This window comes from Curtobacterium sp. C1 (assembly GCF_021049325.1).
Classification (GTDB): domain Bacteria; phylum Actinomycetota; class Actinomycetes; order Actinomycetales; family Microbacteriaceae; genus Curtobacterium; species Curtobacterium citreum.
Genome location: NZ_CP088076.1, coordinates 2,619,140 through 2,636,032, shown reverse-complemented (window position 1 = coordinate 2,636,032; position 16,893 = coordinate 2,619,140). Strand labels below are relative to the sequence as shown.

Sequence of the window (16,893 nt, the reverse complement as noted above, 5' to 3'; positions counted from 1 at the left end):
TGCGGATCGGGTCGGGGGTGTCGGGGTCAGGCGGGCACGGGCGCCGCGGTCGCGGCGACGGTGGTGCGCACCTCGGTGCGGGCGACGAGCCGCCCGCGGGACAGGACGATGCGGTCGGCCGGGGCGTTCGCGACGGCGTCGGTGACGCTGGTCGCGGCGATCGCGAGCAGGTCGGCTCGCCGTCCGGGGACGGGACCGGCGGCCGGGAGGCCCATCACGCTCCGGGCGGTGTCGCTCACCATCGCGTACGCCTGGTCCGGCGTCACGTGGCCGGCCGTCACGAGCAGGGACGCGGTCTCGAGCGCGTCGCTGCGGCCGACCGGGTTGAACGGGTCGCGGACGTTGTCGGCGCCGGCGGCCACGCGGACGCCGGCCGCCGTGAGCGCCTGGATCGCGGTGAGTCCCCGGGGCGTGGACACCGGGTGCTGCCAGCCCTGCAGGTACAGGTTCGTGATCGGCAGCGTGACGATGCCGAGGTCCGCCGCGGCGACGTCGGCGACGACCTCTGCGCGGCGCTCGGGCCCGAGGGTGCCGAGTCGGACGCAGTGCCCGGCGGTCCAGGTCCGGCCGTCCGTGCCCGGATCACGGCGAGCACCGACGGCGCGGGCGAAGTGGTCGAGCGTGACCGGTCCGTCGAGGTTCTCGTCGGTGTGCAGGTCGACGCCGACCCCGTGCCGGTCGGCCAGGGCCAGCAGCCGGTCGACGTCGGCGAGCGGGTCCTCGGCCAGGTGCGGGGCGCCGCCGACCAGGTCGACGCCGCACGCCAGCACGGCCTCGACGTGGTGGTCGGGGGCGAGCGGTCCGGCCAGGGCCACGAGCTCGAGGTCCATCAGCCCGGCGAGCTCGTCACGGACCCGCACGAGGGCCTGCGCACCGCGCACGGCGGACTCGACGGGGGCCGGGGCGTCGTCGGCACTGCGGCGACCGCTCAGGACGTCGACGTGGCTGCGGACCGCGGTGGTGCCGGCGGCGAGCATGGTCAGCGCTGCGGTACGGGCGCGGTCGGCGATCTCGTCGACGGTCATGGTCGTGGCGTGGGCGGACCAGGACGCGATCGCGGCACCGAGGTCGCCGAGCGGCGGGCGGATCGCGTCGGCGCTCAGGGCCTTGTCGAGGTGCGCGTGCGGCTCCGCCGGGGCGGTCAGGAGCAGTCGTCCGGCGAGGTCGAGTGTGCCGTCGACCGAGCCGCGGAGCGTGCCGGCCGGGGCGACCTCGGTCACGGTGTCACCCGAGATCGCGACGTCGACGAGCCGTCCGTCGGGCAGCAGCGCCCCGCGCAGCAGGTCGACCGGACGCGGTGCTGACGAGTCCATGGCGGCCTCCCGGGTTGTGTGAGAATGTTGATCGCATCAACATCTCCGATGCTAGGGCGGGTGTGTTTCCCCCTCGTTTCACGGCGGTTGCCGTGTGTGACACCCGCTCAGACCCGGAACGACACCGAGAGGAGTCCGCGTGAGCACCGCGACCCCCACCGAGAACGACCGCGTCGTCGACGAGCAGACGCAGCGCATCGGCGAGCACATCCGCGCCCGTCGTCGCGCCGCCCGGTTGACGCTCGTGCAGGTGGCCGAGACCACCGGCCTGTCCCACCCGTTCCTCAGCCAGGTCGAACGCGGGCACTCCCGCGCGAGCATGGTGTCGCTCGAGAAGATCGCCGCCGCGCTCGGCACCACCCAGGTCGAACTGCTCGCCGCCGGCGCCCCCGAGCGCCCGGAGCAGGACGACCGCGCCCCCGAGGTGATCCGGGCGGGTGAGGGCGCCCGCGGGCCGTTCTCGAGCGGCGAGGCGCGGCTGCTCGTGCACGCCGGCCCGCACGCCTTCGAACCGCTCGAGTGGACCGGGGACAACACCGACCTCGGCGAGTACTTCGAGCACCGCGAGGACGAGTTCCTCACCGTGCTCGCCGGCGACGTCCTGCTCGACCTCCGCGGACAGGAGCCGCTCCGCCTGGGGCCGGGCGACTCCGCCTACTACCGCGGCGGCACCGGCCACCGGTGGTGCAGCGCGGACGGCAGCCGCTTCCACATGATCGTGGTCAAGGAGACCCCGCGCGCCGGAGTGGTCGCGTGACCGGGGCGCCCGAGCGCCGGCGGCTGCGCGTCGCCGCCCGCCGGACGGTCGCGACCGACGTCGTCGCGCTCGACCTCGCGCCCCTCGACGACCCCGCGCTGCCGGACTGGGAGCCGGGCGCGCACGTCGACCTCGAGGTCGCGCCGGGCACGGAGCGGCAGTACTCCCTGGTCGGCACGACCCCCGAGGGGCACTGGCGGATCGCGGTGCTCCGGGAACCGGACGGTCGCGGCGGCTCGGCGGCCGTGCACGACGGCCTGGCGGTCGGCACCGAGGTCGCGGTCGCCGGTCCCCGCAACCACTTCGGCTTCGATCCGTCCCGCCCCGCGGTCTTCGTCGCCGGCGGCATCGGGATCACCCCGATCGCCGCGATGATCGCCGCAGCGGAGCGTGCCGGGACGCCGTGGGAGCTCCACTACGCCGGGCGCACCCGCGACCGGATGGCCTTCGTCGACGACCTCGTCGCGGCGCACCCCGACCGGGTCGCCCTCGCCGTCGCCGACGAGCACCCGCGGCTCGACGTGGTCGGGCTCCTCGCCGAGCCGCGCGACGCCGTCGTGTACTGCTGCGGTCCGCGCGGCCTGATGGACGCGGTCGAGGCCGCGGCCGCGCACTGGCCGGCCGGCAGCGTCCGGGTCGAGCGCTTCGAGCCGGCGGCCGACGTGGACGCCCCCGGCGAGCCGTTCGAGGTCGAGCTCGCCGTCACCGGCGTCACCGTCACGGTCCCCGCCGACCGGACCCTGCTCGAGGTCGCCGAGGAGGCCGGCGCGTTCGTGCTGTCCTCCTGCCGCGAGGGCACGTGCGGCACGTGCGAGACCCCGGTGCTCGAGGGTGCGGTGGAGCACCGCGACACCGTCCTCAGTCCCGAGGAGCAGGCCGACGACCGCAGCATGATGGTCTGCGTCTCGCGCGCGCGGCGCGGCTGTCCGCGCCTGGTCCTGGAACTCTGACTGGGCCGGGGACGGACGGACGGGAGGCGGTGCACACGACGTGCGTACCGCCTCCCGTCCGTCCGCGTCCCCGACCCGGGTCGGGGACCGCCCCTACGGACGCTCGGTGTCGTCGAGTGCGCCGCCGGTGAGCGCCGAGAGGCGTTCCAGCCCCGCCTCGGCGACCAGCTGACGGGCGAGGGGGCGGGCGCGGGCGACCGCCTCGCGCACGTCCACCCGCGTGACGTCGTGGTCGGCGACGCTCAGCTCGCCGTCGACCCAGACGTCGCGGACCTCACGGCTGCCGGCGACGAAGACGACCGCCTGGTACGGGTCGTGCACGTTCGCCAGCGTGGGGGAGTCGCCGTCGAACACGACCAGGTCGGCGCGCTTGCCCGGCTCGAGCGAGCCGATCTCGGCGTCCATCCGCAGCGCGCGGGCGCCGCCGATGGTCCCCATCTCGAACGCCTCGCGCGCACTCATCGCCGTGGCTTGCAGGTCACGGACGCGCGCCAGGAGCGCCGCCGTCTTCATCGCCTGCAGGAAGTCCTGCGAGTCGTTCGACGCCGGCCCGTCCACGCCGATGCCGACCGGGACGCCGAGGGCCCGGAGCTCCGCGACCGGGGCGATGCCGCTCGCCATGATGCCGTTCGCGACCGGGTTGTGCGCGACGCCGACGCCGTTCGACGCGTAGCGCTCGCGGTCCTCCCGGTCGACCCAGACGCTGTGCGCCGCGATCACCGGCACCTGGAACATGCCCGTCGCCTCGGCGTGCCCGATGGCCGTGCGGCCGGTGCGCTGCCGGGCGGCGGTGACCTCCTCGCGGACCTCGTGGAAGTGCACGTGCACGCCGTGGCCACCGGCGACCGCGTAGTCGACGTGCTCCTGCCAGGTGTCGTCGGTGTACCGCCCGATCGACGACACCCCGACCCGGAACGTGCTGTACCGGCTGGCGTCGGCGGCCTCGCGCAGGGCCTCGAACTCCTCGAGGATCGGCGTCGCGCCGAAGTCCCGGTCGACGTCCCCGGAGCCGAACGACACCACGCCGCGCAAGCCCAGGTCCTCGAGCGCCGCGACGACCCCGGGGGTCGCCGGCTCGTCGGGCATCGGGTCTGCGCAGAACATGTCGTTCGCGGTCGTGACACCGCTCCGGAGCAGCTGGATGCCCTGCAGCACGGTGCCGGCGTAGGCCTTCTCGCGGGTCATCACCGGGTTGACGCGGCCGATCAGAGCCGTGAGCCACTCCCACAGGGTGTACTGCGAGCCGATGCCCGTGATGAGCCCCTCGCTGAAGTGCCCGTGCGTGTTCACGAAGCCCGGGGTCACGACGTCGTACGCACCGCCGCGGACCGGGGCGTCCGGGTGGGCGGCGGACAGCTCCGCGAAGGTGCCCACGGCGGCGATGCGGTCTCCGTCGAGCAGGACGGCGCCGTCGCGGATCGCGGCAGGGGTAGCGGCGTCGTCCGGTGCTGCGGTCAGCACCCAGCCGGCGCGGATCAGGGTCTGTGACATGGGGCGAACCTAGGGTGCGCGTGTTTCGCGGGTGTCACCGCGGGGTTTCCCGGAGGGCGCGGAGCGGGCGGTCGGAACGAGGTCGCCCGGGGACCGGGGCGACCGGGGTCAGGACGGCGCGCGTCGGTGGGGCCGGTCAGTCCTGATCTGCCGACCGCTCCCGCACGAGCGGCCGGACGAGGATGAGGGTCGGGCCGGACCAGTCGAGGCCGTCGTGCTCCTCCAGGGGCGTGAACCCCGTGCTCCGGTAGAAGGCGCGGGTCTCGGCGTACGGCACGTGCTCGAAGGACGGGCCGACGGTGTGCACGGTCAGGAACGAACAGTCGTCCGCCGCCAGCTCCGCCGCGACGTGGTCGACCAGGGCACGGCCGACGCCCTTCCTGCGCACCGCAGGGTCGACCGCGAGCAGGTGCAGCTCCGTCGACTCGGCGAAGTGTCGGTGGGTCAGGGCGACACCGACGACCTCGTCGCGCACGACGGCGAGCCAGCTGTCGTACATCGGGTCGGCGGCCGCGGCGGCGTAGTTCTCGATCGCGATCGGATCGCCGAACCAGTCCGGGAGCGCCTCGAGGATCCGACGCACGTCCCGACTGCTCCGACGACGGACGACGGCGGGCACCGCGCGCTCGGCGACGACCAGCGCCTGTTCCGCCGACGCGAGGAGGGTCGGCTCCCCCGCGCGCCGCAGTGCGACGACCCGAAGGAAGTCCGCGACGGCTCGCGGAGCGTCACCCCGAGCGAGCAGGGCCTTGCCGCGGTGCTGTCGGAGCACGGCCTCGCGGGGCGTGCCGCGGTGCTCGTCGACCAGCCGGTCGTACTCCTGCACGGCCGACGCGGTGTCGCCGAGGTCCCGGTGGCAGTCTGCGCTGAGTGCTCGGACCCGCGGGTCCTGCGGTCGTGCGGCCAGCCGGAGCAGCGCTGCCTCGGGCTGCCCGGTCCAGAGCAGTTCGAGTTCGACGGCGAGCGGGTCGTCACCGAGACCGGCGCGGAACGCTCCGACGTCGGTGATCACCGGACGGAGATCGGTACCGCGGATGTGCCAGCCGGGACCGCCGTGGACGTCGGCCGGCGCGGTGCGGATCGGCAGCACCGCGGTCATCTGGACGCGGCGGCCGTACCGGTCGATCCCGAGCCGCGCCTCGGTGGCCACGAGCGACCGGTGGAACGGGCTGGCGGGGGTGTCCTCGACGAAACCCGCGGAGGCGTAGAAGGGTGCGTTCCACGGGACGTCGGCGTACGTCCGGAGCGACATGCGCTCGTGGCCCCGAGTCCGGGCGTGCAGGAGGGCGGCCTCGAGGAGCGTCCGACCGATGCCGCGGCGGCCGTGGTCCGGGTCCACCGAGAGCTGTTCGAGGTGGCAGAGGCCGTCCGGTTCGAGGACGTGGGCGAACCCGACGACCGTGCCCCCGTGCTCGGCGACGAGCAGGAACCCCGGTTCGGCTGCTCGATCCGCACCGGTGGGTGCAGCCTCCCACGAGGTCGGGTGGAGGCGGTCGACGAGCAGTCGGTCCGCGTCGTTCTCGATGCGCTCGATGCACCCGAGGTCGCGCTGTTCCGCGAGGCGGACGGAGGCTGTCACGTGGTCAGGGTAACGAAGCGGTCGGCCGGATCAGGGGGTCGGCGAGGGCGAGCTCGTGGCGAGTTCGTCGAAGTCGCCGTCCGCGCACGCTGACTCGCCGTCGATGCTGTAGCCACCCTCGGTGGACGCGAGGAAGTCGATGCTGGTGACCGGACCGCCCCGTCCGGACACCCCGAGGTCCGGGTCGTCGCCGCCGCTGCGGTACCGCTTCGTCGTGATCCCGAGGCTCTGCCAGAACGACTCGACCTTGCGGAGATCGTCCCTCGGGTCATCCGCGCCGGGCCGCTGCTCGACGTACACCCAGGTGACACCGCCCGGGTCCTCGGCATCGCCGGACCCGTCCGAGCCCTTGCACAGACCGAGCCGCGGCCCGCTGAGGACCTTCCAGTCCCCGTCGACGATCGCCGCGGTGCGGTCGACCACGTCGGTGATCGACTGCTTCGCGGCGTCCGACGAGACGGCGCGGTGCGGGGACACCCCGGACTCCACGGGTTCCCCTGCGCAAGCGGTCAACAGGGACACGGCCAGAGCTGCCACGACCGCCGAGCCGAGGCGCTCCGGGCGGAGGCCGTGCACCGACCGCGCGGCGACACCGTCCGACCCGAGACCAGCCATGTCGTCCCCCTCCGACCTGGTGCGAGCGTACACAGTCACGAGCCCGGGGCGTCCGCCGTCACGCCCCGGAAACAGGCGGCTGCTAGAACCGTCGCATGCTGACCGTCACCGGTGCCCGCCGTGTCCTCGTCGACCCCCGCACCGAACAGGACGGTGACGTCGTCGTCGTCGACGACGGGAGCCACCTCGAGACCACGCTCGACGCGTCCGGGTGCGTCGTGACGCCCGGGCTCGTCAACGCGCACCACCACCTGTTGCAGACGGCGTTCCGGACGCTGCCGGGCACGCGCGGTGTCCCGATGGCGGACTGGCTCCCGACGATGGCCGCGGCGTACGCCCGGGCGGGACACGATCCCGAGCTGTACGGACTGGCCGCGTCCGCCGGAGCTGCGGAGGGCCTCCTGTCCGGCGTCACGACGATCGCCGACCACCACCTGAACTGGCCCCTGGACGCGACCACCGACGACACCGTGGAGCTCGCGGGCGCGACGGTCGACGCCGTCCGCGGGCTCGGCGGGCGGCTCGTGTTCGTCCGGGGGTCGGCGCGCGACGACCCGGAGCGCGCCGCCGCGTCGGCGGACGCGATCGCCGGGCGGCTGCTCCACGAGCGCGCCGTCGGCGGGGTGGACCCGGACGGGCGGCTCCAGGTCGCGGTGGGGCCGGCCGGGGTGCACTCGGACGGCGAGGCGACCTTCCGGGCGCTCGGCGAGGTCGCGGCCCAGCACGGGCTGCGGCGGAGGACACAGGCGAACGAGCAGGTGGACACCGCCATCGCCCTCGAGCGGTACGGGCGGCGGCCGCTCGACCTGCTCGAGGAGTGGGGGTGGCTCGCACCGGACGTGACGATCGCGCACCTGTGCGACGTCACCGTCGACGAGGTCGCCCGGCTCGCGGCAGCCGGGGTGAGCGCGACGCACGCGCCGGGGTGCGACGTGCCGATGGGGTGGGGGATCGCCCCGGTCGCGGCGCTCGCCGACGCGGGGATCCCGGTGGGCCTCGGGACGAGCGGGGGCGGCAGCAACGACGCGGGGCACCTGCTCGCCGACGGCCGGCTGGCGCTGCAGGTGTCGGCGCTCGTCGGGCCGCAGCTCCCGGCACGGCAGGTGCTCGGGATGATGACCGAGGGGTCGGCGGCGGGACTCGGACGCCCGGAGCTCGGACACCTCGGTGCGGGATCCGCGGGCGACCTGTGCGTGTGGGACGTCTCGGGCGTCGCCGACGCGGGCGTTGCCGACCCGGTCGCCGGGCTGCTCTGGGCGTCCCCGGGGCGGCGGCCGAAGCACGTGGTGGTCGGCGGGCGCGTGGTCGTCCGGGACCACCGGCTCGTGACGGGGGACGAGCGCGAGATCGCGGCGCGGCTCACGGAGCGGCTTGCGCGCACGCCGGTGTGACGGCGGCGGGCCGGGTTCGAACTCGGGAGCACGGATCGAGGTCGAGGGTGCGGATCGAACCACGTTCCCGACGTCGAACCAGCAGCAGCGCCTGGTTCGACGTCGGATTCCTGGTTCAGAACGGCAACCCGCCCGCCCGCTCAGCCGGATGCCGCCGCCACCGCCCGCCGGTGGATCGGCCCCGCCCCGCCGGCGAGCGCGCCACCCGGAGCACCCCGACGCACGGCGATCACCTCGGCCATGATCGCGACCGCCATCTCGGCCGGGGTCTCCGCGCCGATGTCGAGCCCAATCGGGGACCGCAGCCGCCCGAGGTCCGGCGTGCCGAGCGCGCGCAGCTCCGCCGTCCGCCGTTCGTGCGTCGCACGGGAGCCCATCGCCCCCACGTACCCGGCACCGCGGCGGAGCGCGAGGTCGATCACCGCGGCGTCGAACCGCTCGTCGTGGGACAGGACGACGACCACCGTCGACGCGTCGATCGGCAGCCCCTCGAGCACCCGCGTCGGCCACCCCACGATGCGCTCGTCCGCGGCGGGGAAGCGCTCGTCGGTCAGGAACACCGGCCGCGGGTCGACCACGGTCACGGCGTGCCCGAGCACCGCCGCGGCGTTCGTCACGGCGACGGCGAACTCCACGGCCCCGACGACGATGCACCGCGGCCGGGCGTCGGCGCGCTCGACGAACACCCGGCCGCGGCACCCGTCCGGCGCGGTGACGACCGCACCGAGCGTCTCCGGCTCGAGCGAGACCGTGAGCGACGTCGGCACGCCCGACGCCACCCGGCGCAGGACGTCCACGACGGGGTCGCCGGGGACGATCCGGCGCACCAGGACCTCGACCCGGCCCCCGCAGCGGAGCGCCGGCGCCCACAGAGCGTCGTGGTCGTCCGGGTCGTCGTCGAAGCCGAAGCGCTCGAGCACGGGCACGCCGTCCGCGAGCACCTGCTCGGCCGTCACGAACAGCGACCCCTCGACGCAGCCCCCGGAGATCGTCCCGACGACCTGGCCGCCCGGCAGGACGGCCATCGACGTCCCGACCCCGCTGGGCGCGCTGCCGGACATCGCGACGGCCGTCGCGACGACGACGGGGTCGCCGGCGTCGAGCACGGCCAGGAGGCGCGGTGCCAGTTCGAACATCACGCACCCCCGGCGTCGTTCACGTCGTCGGCCGCGTCCTGGAGGAGCGCCCAGACCCGGTCACGCGTCATCGGCAGGCGGTACGGCCGGACGCCGACGGCGTCCCGCACGGCGTTCGCGACCGCCGGCGCGACGGGGTTGTACGGCGCCTCGCTCATGGACTTCGCGCCGAGCGGTCCGAGCGGGTCCGAGGTGACGGCGAACCGGACCTCGGTGCGCGGCACGTCGGAGATCTTCGGCACCCGGTAGGAGCGGAACGCGTCGGTCGTCACCCGACCGTCGTCGTCGAGCACGACCTCCTCGTACAGCGTCGAGCCGATGGCCTGCGCGGCACCACCCTCTACCTGTCCGCGCAGCTGCTCGGGGTTCAGGACCGTGCCGGCGTCGACGGCCTGCACGCTGTGGAGCACGCGGACCTCACCGGTCGGCCGGTGCACCGCCACCCGGGCGCCGTGCACCGTGAAGGCCAGGGACCGCGGGGTGCCGTCGTGGCTGCCGTGGGCGACGAGCGGTCCCTCGGCGAGCAGTTCGGCGTGCCCGACGAACTCGTCGCCGACCCGCACCCCGTCGGGCAGCACGGCGACCGCGGGGCCGAGCGGACCGACGGCGGCGCGTGGCGTCCGGGCCGCGACGAGCGTGAGCGCCCTGCCGGTCATCTGCTCGTGCAGGTCGAGCGCGGCGGCGTACAGCGCCTTGCCCGCGACGACCACCCCCGCCGACCCGAACGCACCCGTGTCGTACCGGGCGGCGTCGGTGTCGGACTGGTGCACGTCGACCCGGTCGGGCGTGGTGCCGAGCGCCGTCGCGACGAGCTGGGTGTGCACGGTCGTGGTCCCGTTGCCGAACTCCGCCGTGCCGACCCCGATCCGGTAACGGCCGTCGGCGGTGGCCTCGACGGACGCGTGGGCGTGGTGCCCGCGGGGCGGCATCGTGGCGATCGCGGCGAGGGCGATCCCGGTGCCGTGCGCCCAGTCGCCGGAGTCGTCGAGCACGGGCCCGTCCATCGCGGGGACCTCGGGCAGGGGTGCGCGGAGGGCGTCCTCGACCAGGTCCAGGCACTGGTCGAGGCCGTAGCTGCCCTCCCAGCGCAGGTCGTCCTGTTCGTCGGGGTCGGTGACGACGAGCGGGTCACCCGGCACCACGACGTTCCGGCGGCGCAGCTCGAACGGGTCCAGGTCGAGGCGGCGCGCGAGCTCGTCCATCGCCGACTCGATCGCGAAGACGACCTGCCCGAGGCCGTACCCGCGGAACGCCCCGGACGGCAGGTTGTTCGTGTAGACGGACTCGGCGTCGACCCGCTTGACCGGGCAGCGGTACACGGCGACCGACTCGCTGACCGAGTGGAACATCACGCCGACGCCGTGGTTGCCGTACGCCCCCGTGTCCATCGTCTGGTCGACGTGCATCGCGGTGAGCCGACCGGACGCGTCGGCCCCCAGCCGTACCCGTACGCGCATCGGGTGCCGGGTCGGCGCGATCGTGAACTCGTCGCGTCGGCTGAACTCGTACTGCACGGTCCGTCCGGTGCGGAGCACCGCGAGCGTCACGAGGTCCTCGGTCAGCATCTCCTGCTTGCCGCCGAACCCGCCGCCGACCCGCTTGGCGACCACGCGCACCCGGGCCGGGTCGAGACCGAAGACGTGCGCGATCTCGTCCCGCACCAGGAACGGGACCTGCGTGGCGGTCCGCAGCACGAGCCTCCCGTCCCGGTCCAGCGATCCGCGGGTCGCGTGCGTCTCGAGCGCGGCGTGCGAGACGCGACCCGTCGACCACGTGCCCTCGACCGTCGCCGCGGACGCGGCGAGGGCACCCTCCAGGTCCCCGGTCCCACCGTGCAGGGCGGCGACGACGTTCCGGTCCGGCTCGGCGATGCGGTGTTCGGCGGTGGTCTTGTCACCGTGCAGCAGCGGTGCACCGGGGAGCCGCGCGGCGTCCACGTCGTGCACGCTCGGCAGCACCTCGTACGTGACCCGGAGCAGGGCGCAGGCCTGTTCCGCGATCCGGACGCTCTCCGCGACGACGGCCGCGACGCGCTGTCCGCGGAAGCGCAGGACGGGGTCGAACACGCGGGTGTCGTCGGGGTCGTCGAGCCGGGAGTCGTGCCGCCCGGTGGAGAACAGCACACCGGGGTCGTCCCGGTGGGTGAGCACGGCGTGCACGCCCGGCAGCGCCTCGGCCGCGCTCGTGTCGATCGCGGTGACGCGGGCGTGCGGGTGCGGGCTGCCGAGGACCGCGAGGTGCAGGAGCGCCTCGGTCCGGCGGACGTCGAGCGTGTACTCCTCGTCCCCGGTGACGATGCGCATCGCCGCGGGTGCCGCGACCGAGGTCCCCACGGCGTCCCCGGCCGTGGCGCAGGCGGTGTTGCGGACCCCGTCGAGGGCGTCCTCGATCGCGCGGTACCCCGTGCACCGGCACAGGTTCCCCTTGAGCGCCCGGTGCCGGTCGGCCAGCTGGTCGTCGTCGAGCGTCGACGCCGTGACGACGTACCCGGCGGTGCAGAACCCGCACTGGAAGCCGGGCGCCTCGGCGAACGCGCGCTGCACGGGGTGCGGGTCGGTGGCCGTGCCGAGGCCGGCGGCGGTGGTGACCGTGCGGCCCTCGAGCCGGTGGGCGGGCGTGATGCAGGAGTGCACCGGGACGCCGTCGAGCAGGACCGAGCAGGCACCGCAGTCGCCCGCGTCGCAGCCCTTCTTCACCGCGGTCACGCCGTGCTCGCGGAGCAGGGTGCGGAGGACCTGGCCGGGCTGCGGGGTCGCCTCGAGGGCGGTGCCGTCGACGGTGAGCCTCATCGGACACCACCGGTCCACCGGCTGCCGCTGTGTCCGGTCGCGCCGGCCTCGGCGACGAGCTCCGCGGCGAAGCGGCGCGAGACCCCGCGTCGCCAGGTGGGGGAGCCGTGCGGGTCGTCGTACCAGTCGTCGTGGTCGGCGAGGGCGGCGTCCACGGCGTCTGCGCTCGGGACGGTGTCCCAGCGCAGCACGAGCGGGCGCGGGACGCCGCCGGTGACGACCAGGACGAAGCCGGGGTCGGTGCCGGTGCCGGTGCCCGTGCCGGTGCCGGGGGCCGTGCCCGTGCCGGTGCCGGGGGCCGTGCCCGTGCCGGTGCCGGTGTCGGTGTCGGTGTCGCGGTCGGTGCTGCTCCACCGTGCGGTGACGAGCGTTCCGGTCCGGCCGTGCGGGCTGAGCGACACCCGGCGGAACCCGGTCTCCTGTCGCAGCGCCGCGGCCGGCACGTCGAACGCACGGACGACCTCGCCCGGGGCGAGCGTGGTCGTTCGCGGTCCCGTCACGAGCTCGGCGACCGGCACCCGGCGCTCCCCGCCGTCCGTCGTCCACACCACGGCCGTCGCGTCGAGCGTGACGAGCAGCGCCGTCACCGCCCCCGCCGGCAGCGCCGTCGCGACGTTCCCGCCGACGGTCGCCGCGTTCCACACCTTGAAGGACGCGAGCAGGGCGTTCACGCAGCGGTCGACGAGCGGCCAGGCGCGCCAGTCCGGCTCCGGGGTCAGCCGCAGCAGCGCCGCGAGCGTGCACGTCGCGCCGAGCCGCAGCCCGTCCGGGGTGCGCTCGGCGTCCGGCCAGCCGAGGCCCGTCAGGTCGACGAGGCCGGTCGTGTCCGGCTGCTCCTCGGAGTACAGCCAGGTGCCGCCCGCGAGGGGCTGCTCACCGGGGGCGAGCGCGAGGTCGTCGCGGTGCGACGGTGTCCGCACGGTGCGGACGGAGACGAGGTCCATGAGGGGTTCCGATCGGGGTGACGGTCGACGGGTCGGGTGTCGTCGCCGGCCGTCGACCGTGCGCGATCATGCCGCGGTTCCACGCCCCACGGGCAGACCGGGACGCCGCTCGGGGTGCGGACGTGCGCGCCACGGGGCCTCCTCGGGTCGGATCGGATCGTGGCGGCAACGCTAGGGAACCGGTGTTTCAGCGTCGTTACGGGCCAGCGACGCCCGGGTCACGTCCGGTGCCGGAACCCGTGACCTGATCGACGCACCCCCGAAACAACCGGGTGTCATCGTCGCCGCATGGACACCACCGCCACCGCAGCCCCCGTCACGACCTCCGTCCGCCTCGGCGCGAACCAGTACGGCAAGGCCGAGGTCCGACTCGTCCGGGTGACCCGCGACACCGACCGGCACGAGATCGAGGACCTCACCGTCACGACGCAGCTGCGGGGCGCGGCGCTCGCCGAGTCCTACACCGAGGGCGACAACGCGAAGGTCGTCGCCACGGACACGCAGAAGAACACCGTCTACGCCTTCGCGAAGGAGCACGGCGTCGGCGCCCCCGAGGACTTCCTGCTCCGCCTCGGTCGGCACTTCGCCACGGCGTTCGACTGGTACGACGGCTCGACGCTGTCCGCCGAGCAGCACGCCTGGGAGCGCATCGCGGTCGACGGCCGTGAGCACGACCACTCCTTCGTCCGCTCGGGTCGGGGCACCCGCACCGCCGTGGTGCAGGTCGACGGCGACGACGTGCACGTGCTCGCCGGTGTCACCGACCTGACCGTCCTGAAGTCGACCGGCAGTGAGTTCCACGGCTTCCCCCGCGACGGCTACACGACCCTGGCGGAGACCGACGACCGGATCCTCGCGACCTCGGTGACCGCCCGCTGGCGGTACACACCCGAGGCGGTCGCCGCCGGCATCGACTACGACGCCCTGTACGCCGGGGTCCTCGACCGGATGCTCGCGACCTTCGCGGACCTGCACTCGCTCGCGCTCCAGCAGACCCTGTTCGCGATGGGCCGCACCGCGATCGAGGCGTTCCCCGAGATCGCCGAGGTGCGCTTCTCGATGCCGAACAAGCACCACTTCCTCGTCGACCTCGCGCCGTTCGGCCTCGAGAACCCGGGCGAGGTGTTCTTCGCCGCCGACCGCCCCTACGGCCTGATCTCCGGCACGGTCGTGCGGGACGGGGTCGCCGAGGCCCCGGCCGCGTGGGCGTCGGTGCCCGCCTTCGTGTGACCGGCGAACCCGTGCCGGAGCGGCGCCGCGTGGTCGGGGTCGTCCTCGCCGCGGGCGCCGGCACGCGGATGGGCAGGCCGAAGGCGCTCGTGCGGCGCCCGGACGGTGTGCCCTGGCCGACGCTCGCGGTGGAGACCCTGCGCGCGGGCGGCTGCGCCGAGGTGGTCGTGGTTCTCGGTGCCGCCGCCGACCGTGCAGGGCCGCACGTCCCGACCGCTCCCGACGTGCGGGTCGTCGTCGCCGAGGACTGGGCAGCCGGGCCGGGGGCGTCGCTCGCCGCGGGGCTGCGCGCCCTCGGCGACGAGGACACGGCCTGCATCACCCTCGTCGACCTGCCGACGCTGCCCGCCGCGGTCGTCCGGCGCGTGCTCGGGCCGGGGTCGGACCGCGACGCCCTGCGGCGGGCGGTGTTCGGGGAGCGGCCGGGTCACCCGGTGCTCGCCGGTCCTGCACACCGTGCGGCGCTGCTCGCCGCGGTCACGGCGGACCCGGGGGACCGGAGCGCGGGCGCCTGGCTGCAGCGGGCCGGCGTGACGGGCGTCGACTGCGCCGACCTGTGGGACGGCACGGACCGGGACCGCGATCGTGATGGTTCCGAGCGCTCCGTCCCGTCGTAGCTGCCGTAGGAAGCCGAACCGCGCATGGTCGGTCGTTCCTCCGGGCCTGCGACGCGCGGATCGGCACCCGATGCGCGGATCGTCATCCTTCGCGCGGTTCGGCAGGGCCGGCGGCGGAAGCGACCGCGAGACGGACGGGAGGCGCGGTGCCAGCTGGCTCCGCGCCTCCCGTCCGTCGCTGGTCCCGTCGACTACGCGACGGGCTCGCGGACCTGGTCGAGCGTCGGGTAGTCCGTGTACCCCTCGGCGGTCGCGCCGTAGAAGAGCTCCGGGCGCGGCTCGTTGAGCGCCGCGTCCTGCTCCCAGCGCTCGGCGAGGTCCGGGTTCGCGATCGCGGCACGGCCCACGGCGACGGCGTCCGCGAGGCCGCCGTCGAGCAGGGTGATCGCCTCGTCGCGGGTGGTCATGGAGGAGAAGCCCGAGTTGGCGATGAACGGCGCGCCCGCGGTGCGGCGGACGTGCTGCACGAGCTCGCTGCCCGGCTCCGCGTTCAGGACGTCCACGAAGGCGAGCCCGAGCGGCGCCAGGCCCTCGGCGACCGCGGTGTACGTGGCCAGCGCGTCGGCGTCGTCCTCCTCGAGCACCCCCTGGATGTTGTGCTGCGGGGACAGGCGGATGCCGACGCGGTCCGCGCCGATCGCCTCGGCGACCGCCGCCGTGACCTCGACGGCGAAACGCGCGCGGTTCTCCGGGGAGCCGCCATACTCGTCGGTGCGGGTGTTCGACACGGGGGAGAGGAACTCGTGGACCAGGTACCCGTTCGCGCCGTGCACCTCGACCCCGTCGAGCCCCGCCGCGATCGCGTTGCGGGCGGCGCGGACGAAGCCCTGCACGGCCTCGCGGACCTCGTCGGTGGTGAGCTCGTGCGGGACCGGCATGTCGGCCTTCGAGCCGTCGGCCAGGTGCGTCTGGCCCGGGGCGGCGATCGCGGACGGGCCGACGATGCGCGGGGTGCCGGAGATGTCGGTGTGCGACACACGGCCACCGTGCATGAGCTGCATGACGATGGTGCCGCCGCGCTCGTGGACGGCGTCGGCGACGCGGCGCCAGCCGGCGACCTGCTCGTCGGTCTCGATGCCGGGCTGGCCGGGGTAGGAGCGGCCCTCCTGCACGGGCCAGGTGCCCTCGGTGATGATCATGCCGAGCGAGGCGCGCTGGGCGTAGTGCTCGACGAGCAGGTCGTTCGGGACACCATGGGCCCCGGCGCGCGTCCGGGTCAGGGGCGCCATGACGATGCGGTTGCGGAGGTGGAGTGCGCCGAGGTCGGCGGGTTCGAAGAGCTTCACGGCTCCGTTGAACCACGTGTTGCCGGGTGCAATTCCCCGGGCACGGCAGATGCTCAGCGACCGGGGCACACGAGCGTGCTCGAGCGGACCTGTCCCTCGGGGCGGATCACCGTGTGCTGTGACAGCGGCTGGTGGCAGATCGGGCACGGACGGTCCACCGAGCGGTCGTCGACGCCCTCGGCGTGCCCGGCGCCGATCTGCGACGGGCCCATCTTCTCGATGAGCGTGCGGTTCCAGCGGTCGTACCAGCTCCCGAAGCGACCCACGGTCCGTCCTTTCGTTCGTGCACCAACCATTGTGGCACGAAGGAGTTCGTCAGTCGAGGGTGTCGACCCGACCGAGCAGCTCGGTCAGGTCGTCCTTGAGGCGTTCCAGCCGTTCGAGCGGCCAGCCCAGCCGGTCGGCCACGGCGAGGGGGACCGTGCGCGCCTGCTCCCGGAGGGCACGGCCGGCGGTGGTGAGCGACACCTCGAGCTGTCGTTCGTCCGCGGTGCTGCGGGCCCGGCGGACGTACCCGGAGACCTCGAGCCGCTTGAGCAACGGGCTGAGGGTGGCCGAGTCGAGGCGGAGCTCCCCGGCGATCTCGCGCACCGAGCGGGGGTCGTGCTCCCACAGGGCGAGCATCACGAGGTACTGCGGGTGCGTCAGGCCCATCGGGTCGAGCAGGTCGCGGTAGAGCCCGATCACGCTCCGGCTCGTCGCCGCGAGGGCGAAGCAGAGCTGGCGGTCGAGCGCGAGCGGGTCGACGTCGGTCGAGGTCATGCCTCCACGGTACTTCGTGCGCGAACGGTCAGC

General features: G+C 74.6%; 15 protein-coding genes. 5 read left to right on the top strand and 10 right to left on the bottom strand.

The genetic code is table 11. The features are described from left to right. Positions 1 to 26: 26 nt before the first annotated feature. Positions 27 to 1,313, bottom strand: coding sequence for an amidohydrolase family protein (locus tag LQK89_RS12620; protein ID WP_231049288.1), 1,287 nt, complete (start codon positions 1,311 to 1,313; stop codon positions 27 to 29). A 139-nt stretch (positions 1,314 to 1,452) separates the two neighbouring features. Between LQK89_RS12620 and LQK89_RS12615 the strand changes: the two genes are divergently transcribed. Both LQK89_RS12615 and LQK89_RS12610 read left to right on the top strand, forming a co-directional pair. Further along, on the top strand, positions 1,453 to 2,070 hold the full coding sequence (locus LQK89_RS12615) for a helix-turn-helix domain-containing protein (protein WP_141862490.1): 618 nt from the start codon (positions 1,453 to 1,455) through the stop codon (positions 2,068 to 2,070). After that, complete coding sequence (locus LQK89_RS12610) at positions 2,067 to 3,020, top strand: PDR/VanB family oxidoreductase (RefSeq protein ID WP_231049287.1); 954 nt, start codon at positions 2,067 to 2,069, stop codon at positions 3,018 to 3,020. The genes LQK89_RS12615 and LQK89_RS12610 overlap by 4 nt, the downstream gene beginning before the upstream one ends. Positions 3,021 to 3,113: 93 nt before the next feature. Here LQK89_RS12610 and LQK89_RS12605 read toward each other — a convergent pair whose 3' ends face one another. The 3 genes from LQK89_RS12605 to LQK89_RS12590 form a co-directional block, all read right to left on the bottom strand. Beyond that, entirely contained in the window at positions 3,114 to 4,511 is a 1,398-nt protein-coding gene (locus LQK89_RS12605; protein ID WP_231049286.1) for an amidohydrolase family protein, read from the bottom strand. Between the two features lie 136 nt (positions 4,512 to 4,647). Then, positions 4,648 to 6,090, bottom strand: a complete 1,443-nt coding sequence (locus LQK89_RS18045) for a GNAT family N-acetyltransferase (RefSeq protein WP_331000547.1) — start codon at positions 6,088 to 6,090, stop codon at positions 4,648 to 4,650. A gap of 30 nt (positions 6,091 to 6,120) precedes the next feature. After that, a complete protein-coding gene (locus tag LQK89_RS12590; protein ID WP_231049285.1) occupies positions 6,121 to 6,705 on the bottom strand; it encodes a hypothetical protein in 585 nt (194 codons plus the stop codon). Between the two features lie 95 nt (positions 6,706 to 6,800). Between LQK89_RS12590 and LQK89_RS12585 the strand changes: the two genes are divergently transcribed. Next, on the top strand, positions 6,801 to 8,096 hold the full coding sequence (locus tag LQK89_RS12585; protein ID WP_231049284.1) for an amidohydrolase family protein: 1,296 nt from the start codon (positions 6,801 to 6,803) through the stop codon (positions 8,094 to 8,096). A gap of 140 nt (positions 8,097 to 8,236) precedes the next feature. On the opposite strand, the gene LQK89_RS12580 is transcribed toward LQK89_RS12585, so the two are convergent. The 3 genes from LQK89_RS12580 to LQK89_RS12570 are packed head-to-tail and all read right to left on the bottom strand — an operon-like array spanning position 8,237 to position 12,965. Beyond that, positions 8,237 to 9,232: an XdhC family protein gene (locus LQK89_RS12580; RefSeq protein ID WP_231049283.1), complete on the bottom strand. Its 996-nt coding sequence runs from the start codon at positions 9,230 to 9,232 to the stop codon at positions 8,237 to 8,239. Beyond that, positions 9,232 to 12,021: a molybdopterin-dependent oxidoreductase gene (locus LQK89_RS12575; RefSeq protein WP_231049282.1), complete on the bottom strand. Its 2,790-nt coding sequence runs from the start codon at positions 12,019 to 12,021 to the stop codon at positions 9,232 to 9,234. The genes LQK89_RS12580 and LQK89_RS12575 overlap by 1 nt, the downstream gene beginning before the upstream one ends. After that, complete coding sequence (locus tag LQK89_RS12570; RefSeq protein ID WP_175325794.1) at positions 12,018 to 12,965, bottom strand: FAD binding domain-containing protein; 948 nt, start codon at positions 12,963 to 12,965, stop codon at positions 12,018 to 12,020. The genes LQK89_RS12575 and LQK89_RS12570 overlap by 4 nt, the downstream gene beginning before the upstream one ends. Positions 12,966 to 13,253: 288 nt before the next feature. Between LQK89_RS12570 and pucL the strand changes: the two genes are divergently transcribed. Then, a complete protein-coding gene (pucL, locus tag LQK89_RS12565; protein ID WP_231049281.1) occupies positions 13,254 to 14,195 on the top strand; it encodes a factor-independent urate hydroxylase in 942 nt (313 codons plus the stop codon). Further along, positions 14,192 to 14,812 carry a nucleotidyltransferase family protein gene (locus tag LQK89_RS12560; RefSeq protein WP_231049280.1) on the top strand — a complete coding sequence of 207 codons (621 nt, stop codon included), beginning with the start codon at positions 14,192 to 14,194 and terminating at the stop codon, positions 14,810 to 14,812. Before pucL ends, LQK89_RS12560 begins: the two co-directional genes overlap by 4 nt. Before the next feature lie 191 nt (positions 14,813 to 15,003). On the opposite strand, the gene LQK89_RS12555 is transcribed toward LQK89_RS12560, so the two are convergent. Genes LQK89_RS12555 through LQK89_RS12545 form a run of 3 tightly spaced genes read right to left on the bottom strand, consistent with a single transcriptional unit; the run spans position 15,004 to position 16,860 of the window. After that, on the bottom strand, positions 15,004 to 16,098 hold the full coding sequence (locus tag LQK89_RS12555) for an alkene reductase (protein WP_174777795.1): 1,095 nt from the start codon (positions 16,096 to 16,098) through the stop codon (positions 15,004 to 15,006). A gap of 53 nt (positions 16,099 to 16,151) precedes the next feature. After that, the gene (locus LQK89_RS12550; protein WP_114850449.1) at positions 16,152 to 16,364 is read right to left on the bottom strand and encodes a hypothetical protein; all 213 of its coding nucleotides are present in this window, start codon (positions 16,362 to 16,364) and stop codon (positions 16,152 to 16,154) included. A 49-nt stretch (positions 16,365 to 16,413) separates the two neighbouring features. Continuing rightward, positions 16,414 to 16,860: a MarR family winged helix-turn-helix transcriptional regulator gene (locus tag LQK89_RS12545; protein ID WP_231049279.1), complete on the bottom strand. Its 447-nt coding sequence runs from the start codon at positions 16,858 to 16,860 to the stop codon at positions 16,414 to 16,416. Positions 16,861 to 16,893: the final 33 nt, after the last annotated feature.